Genomic DNA, 4,245 nt, shown 5'->3' on the forward strand with positions numbered 1-4,245 from the left:
GGCGCGTCCTGCGCCGGCGCGGCCACGGCCGGGCCCTCGAGCAGCTCGGCCACGGACGCCCTCGCCTGCACGACCCCGATCTCGCGGTCGGCCCAGTAGCCCCAGGTGCTCGTGCGCCCCGCGTGACGGGCCTCGACGCCGAAGGTGGCGACGGGGGCGCCGATGCACCGGGCGACGGTGGCCCCGTCGGCGGTCAGGGCGCCGAGGGCGGTGGTGAGCCCCGCCGAGCGGAGCTCACGCCCGGCCTCGGACGTCCGCTTCGCCTTGGCCACGAGGCCGCGTTCGCGGATCGACCAGAGGTGCTGCAGCGCCTCGTCGCTGACCGACCACCGCGACGTCGGTCGAGGCTGGTGCAGCGGCACCCGCTCGAGCGACTCGAGGTCCTGGCCGACCTTCGCGGAGGCGGCGACGTCGAGCTGGGGCATCACGGGGCGCCTCCCGGCGAGAAGTCGAGCCCGCGGACGAGCTCGGAGAAGTGCGGGTGGACGAGCAGCATCTCGTCGATCGAACAGCTCGCGGTCACGTGCACGTGCGTCGCGCCCGTCGCGAACACCCACTGCTGCACGCACACGTACGCGGAGTCGGAGTCGTAGCCGTACGTGACCAGGCGGCTCGGCACGGCGCCGTCGTGGAGCGGCTCGACGGCCAGCACCTGGGCGTCGCGCTGCAGGCCGAGCGTCGCCGCGACCACGTCGGCCGACGCGGCGGGCACGGGCTCGTCGGAGGGGCGGCGGGTGACCACCACGTTCGGTCGGAAGCTGTCGTCGGGACGCTCCGGCCACGCCAGGACGACCGCCTCGGGCGCGTCGTCGACCACGACCCAGCCGTCGGGCACGGGCACGAGCACGTCGGGCGTGGCGACCACGCGCGACTCGCTCACGAGAGACCCCGGCTCGCCCGGTACCAGCGAGGCAGCAGGAGGCGCGGGACGCCGAACACGAGCAGGCCGACGAAGAAGACGAGGGCGACCAGCGCGACGCCGAGCGACCCGAGGGCCACGGCGGCCGACGTGTCGGCCGTGAGGCCGAAGAGCAGCGCCATGAGCACGCCGACGCCGAGGTACCACCACGGCAGCACGAAGCTCGGCGGCTGGCGTCGGGTCCACGACCGCCAGAGCCCGAGCTGGGCCGATCCGCCGAGCACGATCATGCCGAGTCCCACCACTGCTGCGATGATCATCCGAAGAGGTCCTCCCAGACGTCGTGGACGGCGTCCTCGGCCGCACTGCCTTCATACCATCCCGTGAGCACGTCGCCGAGCGGCTCGGCGCCGAAGCCGCTCGCGAGCCCGCCGCCCACGATCGCCCCGATGGCCGTGCCCACGCCGGGGAAGATCAGCGTCCCGAGGGCGGCGCCGGCGGCCGCGCCGGCGAACCCGGTCGCCACGCCCGCTCCGCCCTTGATGACGGTCGCCGTCGTGATGCTCTCGGCGCGCTGCGACGTCGTCCACTCCGGGTGGTCGCGCTGGTCGGCGACGTACTCCTCGTAGCCGGCTGCGCCGAGGGTCAGCACGAAGCCGGCAGCTCCGAGCGCACGGCCGCCCCACTTGGCCGCCGTGGGGATGGCACCGGGGCTGACCTTCGCGTCGCCGACGAAGAGGTCGTGCGGCCGGACGCCGGGACCCACCTCCAGCGGAGGCGGCGCCGGAGGCCTGGGCAGGAGCAGGGACGACCCGGGGCTGCGCCAGACGGGCTTGCCGTTGACGAAGTCGTCCGGGGCCGGCACCGTCATGATCGTCGGGACGGCGTCCGCCGGCACGATGGCGATTCGGCGCCAGCGCGACAGGGCCTCCTCGGTCGTGGCCATCAGACCACCCGTCAGCACGCCGCCGAGTCCGTCCGACGTGAGGTCGTGGAACCGCGCGACGACCGTGTCGGAGTACTTGTCGAGCACGTTCAGCGCGTCGGCGCAGTCCTGGTCGGCGGCGTCGGCGTCGACGTTGAACCGGCGCACGCGCTCGGCGAGGTCCTCCGTGGCGGCCTCGGCGGCCCGGACGTCGGCCTCGTGCCCGGCCGGGTCGTCGGGGTCCTCGACGGGGGCGGGCGTCGCCGCGTGCGCCGCGACGTCCTCGACGAGGGCCGCCCTGCGGGTGGCGAGCCGCTGCAGGTCGCCCGCGTAGGCGTCGAGCGCCGCGGCGGCCGTGCCGGCGTTCTGCTCGATCATCGCCGCGATCGTCGCGGGCTTCTGCATCGCCTGCAGGACCGTCTCGCGCTCGGGGGTCTCGTAGACGTCGCCGCCGCCGAGCCCTGCCCACGAGCGGCTCGCGGCGTCGACGGCCGACACGACGTCCGAGCCGAAGGTCGTCAGCGACGTCGCGGCCGCCTGGAGCGTGCCCGGGTCGGGCAGCTCGCGCAGCTCCTCGAAGGCGGTCATCGCGGCTCCACCGCCCCGTCGCTGCGGGTGCCCATCTCGGCGTCGCCCGCCTCGTACGCCGCGATCGCCGCCTCCGTCGCCTCGACCGCCGCGGACAAGCGCTGCGCGACCGCGGCCAGGTCGAGCTCGAACGGGTCCGTGAGGATGCGCTCGAGCGACGACGTCGTGGACGGCGCCTTGCCGGACGTCGCCGTCGACGCCGACTGCAGCGCACCCACGAGGCCGACCTCGAGCTGCCCGAACCCCTCTGCCTCTGTCCGTGCCCCGGCCACGGCGGCACGCGCCGTCGCAGGGTCGATCCGCCAACCGTCTATGGGCATGTCCCGCTCCCCCGTGAGTCCTGCACCTGAACGACTGCCCAGTGTACCCATCTGTCTCCGCGACGCCACTGCCGCTCGCACGTTCGTCACGGTCGGGTGACGGACTCGTCACGGTCGTGCAACGATGCGCCGCACCCGTCGCCCGGCCCGCTCCTCCTCGTGTCTGATTGGAGCACGAGGAGGTGCACCCATGACACGAGACCGGCCCCGACCCCGGCCCGTCCGGCGCACGCGCGCCGTGGTCGCCGCTGCCGTGACGACCTCCCTCGCCCTCCTGCTCGCGGGCTGCACCGGAGGCGACGGCGCGTCCCCGGGCACGTCGTCGTCCAGCTCGGCGAGCGACGCCGCCGCACCCGTCGAGACGACGCCCGGTCCCGGTCCGGTCGCGCCGACCACGGACACCGCGGCGGTCCGCGTCGCCGACGGGGCCGAGCCGACCGACGTGGTCACCGGCCTCGAGGCCCCCTGGTCGGTCGTGCGGCTCGACACCGGGTCATCGCTCATCAGCCTCCGCGACAGCGGCCGCGTCGTCGAGCTGACCGGCGACGGGTCGGTCCGCGACGTCGCGACCCTCGACGGCGTCGTGCACCAGGGCGAGTCGGGCCTGCTGGGGCTCGCCGTGCTCGCGGGGTCGCCCTCCTACCTCTACGCCTACCTGACGACCGCCGACGACAACCGCATCGTGCGCGCGCCCCTCACGGGCGAGCCCGGCTCGTACGGACTCGGCCCCGTCGAGGACGTCTTCACCGGCATCCCCGCCGCCCGCAACCACGACGGCGGCCGCATCGCCTTCGGCCCCGACGGCATGCTCTGGGCGACCACCGGCGACGCCTCCGACGACACCGCGTCGCAGGACGAGACCTCGCTCGGCGGCAAGGTGCTGCGGATCTCGCCGACCGGCGCCGTGCCGAGCGACAACCCGATGCCCGGGTCGCCCGTGTGGAGCCTCGGCCACCGCAACCCGCAGGGCATCGCGTGGGACGCGTGGGGCGGCGGCTGGGTCGCCGAGTTCGGCCAGGACACCTGGGACGAGCTGAACTCCCTCGCCCCGGGCGCGAACTACGGCTGGCCCGAGGTCGAGGGCCGGAGCTCGTCGGGGTCGTCCGGGTCGTCGGGCCGGTTCCTCGAGCCGGTGCTGCAGTGGCGCACCGACCAGGCGAGCCCGAGCGGCCTCACGGCCGTCGGGTCGACCTTGTTCCTGGCGGGTCTCGGCGGCGAGACGCTCTTCGAGATCCAGGTGCCCGAGGCCGGCGAGGCGACCTCGACCGAGCGGTTCTCGGGCGACGAGTCGCTCGGGCGGATCCGCGACGTGCTGCCCGGACCGGACGGCACCCTCTGGCTGCTGACGAACAACACCGACGGCCGCGGCGACGCCCGGCAGGGCGACGACCGCATCGTCAGCGTGCCGCTGCAGCCGGTCGGCTGACGGGCGCGGCGCGGCGCCGCGCGGCGCCAGGTCCTGCAGGGGTAGACCCGCGCCGCCTGCGCTCCGGTCGGGGCCGCCGCCGCGGCCGCCGCCCAGCGCGGCAGCTGCTGGTCGGCCGCCCCTTGCG

The 4,245-nt window shown here is 75.2% G+C and carries 6 protein-coding genes; 1 reads left to right on the forward strand and 5 read right to left on the reverse strand.

The window, feature by feature from the left end; all coding sequences use genetic code 11:
• The 5 genes from RWM17_RS12670 to RWM17_RS12690 all read right to left on the reverse strand — a co-directional run.
• Positions 1 to 425, reverse strand: a 425-nt coding sequence (locus RWM17_RS12670; RefSeq protein WP_314104194.1) for a hypothetical protein, incomplete at its 3' end; no start/stop codon positions are given.
• Positions 425 to 880, reverse strand: a complete 456-nt coding sequence (locus RWM17_RS12675) for a hypothetical protein (protein WP_314104196.1) — start codon at positions 878 to 880, stop codon at positions 425 to 427. The genes RWM17_RS12670 and RWM17_RS12675, both read right to left, overlap by 1 nt.
• Positions 877 to 1,179: a hypothetical protein gene (locus RWM17_RS12680; RefSeq protein WP_314104197.1), complete on the reverse strand. Its 303-nt coding sequence runs from the start codon at positions 1,177 to 1,179 to the stop codon at positions 877 to 879. Before RWM17_RS12680 ends, RWM17_RS12675 begins: the two co-directional genes overlap by 4 nt.
• Positions 1,176 to 2,372: a hypothetical protein gene (locus RWM17_RS12685; RefSeq protein ID WP_314104199.1), complete on the reverse strand. Its 1,197-nt coding sequence runs from the start codon at positions 2,370 to 2,372 to the stop codon at positions 1,176 to 1,178. The genes RWM17_RS12680 and RWM17_RS12685 overlap by 4 nt, the downstream gene beginning before the upstream one ends.
• Positions 2,369 to 2,692, reverse strand: coding sequence for a DUF6507 family protein (locus tag RWM17_RS12690; RefSeq protein ID WP_194614018.1), 324 nt, complete (start codon positions 2,690 to 2,692; stop codon positions 2,369 to 2,371). The genes RWM17_RS12685 and RWM17_RS12690 overlap by 4 nt, the downstream gene beginning before the upstream one ends.
• 190 nt (positions 2,693 to 2,882) lie before the next feature.
• Here RWM17_RS12690 and RWM17_RS12695 point away from each other — a divergent pair, with 190 nt between their 5' ends.
• Complete coding sequence (locus RWM17_RS12695) at positions 2,883 to 4,118, forward strand: PQQ-dependent sugar dehydrogenase (protein WP_314104201.1); 1,236 nt, start codon at positions 2,883 to 2,885, stop codon at positions 4,116 to 4,118.
• The last annotated feature ends 127 nt before the right edge of the window (positions 4,119 to 4,245 follow it).

It is taken from the genome of uncultured Frigoribacterium sp., from assembly GCF_963515265.1.
In the GTDB taxonomy this organism is placed as follows: domain Bacteria; phylum Actinomycetota; class Actinomycetes; order Actinomycetales; family Microbacteriaceae; genus Frigoribacterium.